The organism is Pseudomonas sp. SDO55104_S430 (genome assembly GCF_054070595.1).
Window position 1 is genome coordinate 1 of record NZ_JBSVXG010000439.1, and the last position, 1,934, is coordinate 1,934.

At 60.8% G+C, this 1,934-nt stretch carries 2 protein-coding genes; both read left to right on the forward strand.

Annotation, left to right across the window (positions count from 1 at the left end):
- Nucleotides 1-51: 51 nt before the first annotated feature.
- The gene (locus tag ACW9JE_RS30495; RefSeq protein ID WP_457434877.1) at nt 52-978 is read left to right on the forward strand and encodes a carbohydrate ABC transporter permease; all 927 of its coding nucleotides are present in this window, start codon (nt 52-54) and stop codon (nt 976-978) included.
- Between the two features lie 10 nt (nt 979-988).
- Nucleotides 989-1,819 carry a carbohydrate ABC transporter permease gene (locus ACW9JE_RS30500; RefSeq protein ID WP_224537330.1) on the forward strand — a complete coding sequence of 277 codons (831 nt, stop codon included), beginning with the start codon at nt 989-991 and terminating at the stop codon, nt 1,817-1,819.
- Nucleotides 1,820-1,934: the final 115 nt, after the last annotated feature.

Consider the following 1,934-nt stretch of genomic DNA (forward strand, 5'->3'; position numbering starts at 1 on the left):
CGGGCAAGCCTCGCTCCTACAGGTGTCACGCACTCTACCGGTTTTAATGCCATGAACACATCAACCGCCAAAGCCCACATGGACATCCCCCAGCCGCTGCGCAAAAGCCGGGTGGCCAACCCCGGCTGGTTTCTGGTCAGCCCTTCGGTGGCGTTGCTGCTGTTGTGGATGATCGTGCCGCTGGGCATGACCGTCTATTTCTCGATGATCCGCTACAACCTGCTCTACCCCGGCGAAAACGAATTCGTGGGGCTGGAGAACTTCACTTATTTCCTGACCGACTCGGGCTTCATGCCCGGCGCCACCAACACTCTGCTGCTGGTGGGCAGCGTGCTGCTGATCAGTGTGGTGCTGGGGGTGTTGATCAGCGCCCTGCTCGAGGCCTCAGACTTTCTCGGTCGTGGCATCGTCCGGGTGATGCTGATCTCGCCGTTCTTCATCATGCCCACCGTCGGCGCGCTGATCTGGAAGAACCTGATTTTCCATCCGGTGTCGGGAATCCTCGCCTACGTCTGGAAGCTGTTCGGCGCAGAGCCGGTGGACTGGCTGGCGCACTACCCGCTGCTGTCGATCATCATCATTGTCTCGTGGCAGTGGCTGCCCTTCGCGATCCTGATCCTGATGACCGCCATGCAGTCCCTCGACCAGGAACAGAAGGAAGCCGCGCGCCTGGACGGTGCCGGGCCCATCGCGATTTTCTGGCACCTGACCCTGCCGCATCTGGCACGGCCGATCGCGGTGGTGGTGATGATCGAAACCATCTTCCTGCTCTCGGTGTTCGCCGAAATCTTCACCACCACCAACGGCGGCCCCGGCTACGCCTCGACCAACCTCGCTTACCTGATCTACAACCAGGCGCTGGTGCAGTTCGACGTCGGCATGGCCTCGGCGGGCGGGTTGATCGCGGTGGTGATCGCCAACATCGCGGCCATCGTCCTGGTGCGGATGATCGGCAAAAACCTGACAGACAAAGCCTGAGGCCCGCGCCATGACCCTACAACAATCCCGTCGCCTGCAAAGCCTGCTGCTGGGCACCCTGGCCTGGGCCATTGCGATCCTGATCTTTTTCCCGATCTTCTGGATGGTGCTGACCAGCTTCAAGACCGAAATCGACGCGTTCGCCACGCCGCCGCAGTTCATCTTCACGCCGACGCTGGAGAACTATCTGCACATCAACGAGCGCAGCGATTACATGAGCTTCGCCTGGAACTCGGTGGTGATTTCCTTCAGCGCCACGGCCCTGTGCCTGCTGATTGCGGTACCGGCGGCCTACTCGATGGCGTTCTACGAAACCCAGCGCACCAAGGGCACGTTGCTGTGGATGCTCTCCACCAAGATGCTGCCGCCGGTGGGCGTGCTGATGCCGATCTACCTGTTGGCCAAGCAGTTCGGCCTGCTCGATACGCGCATTGCGCTGATCGTGATCTACACCCTGATCAACCTGCCGATCGTGGTCTGGATGGTTTACACCTACTTCAAGGACATCCCCAAGGACATCCTCGAAGCTGCCCGCCTGGACGGCGCTACCCTGGCCCAGGAAATGCTGCGGGTACTGCTGCCGATCGCCAAGGGCGGCCTGGCGTCCACGGTGCTGCTGTCGCTGATCCTGTGCTGGAACGAAGCGTTCTGGTCGCTGAACCTGACCTCGTCGAAAGCCGCGCCACTGACCGCGCTGATCGCCTCGTATTCGAGTCCTGAAGGGCTGTTCTGGGCCAAGTTGTCGGCGGTCTCGACCCTGGCTTGCGCGCCGATCCTGATCTTTGGCTGGTTCAGCCAGAAGCAATTGGTGCGTGGTCTTTCGTTCGGTGCAGTGAAATAAACACGACCTCGACATCACCCTATATCCCTGTGGGAGCGGGGTTGCCCGCGATGACGGCAGCAAATCCAACCTGGATGTCGACCTTTCCATCTCCCCCGCGGGAAAAACAGCTCAC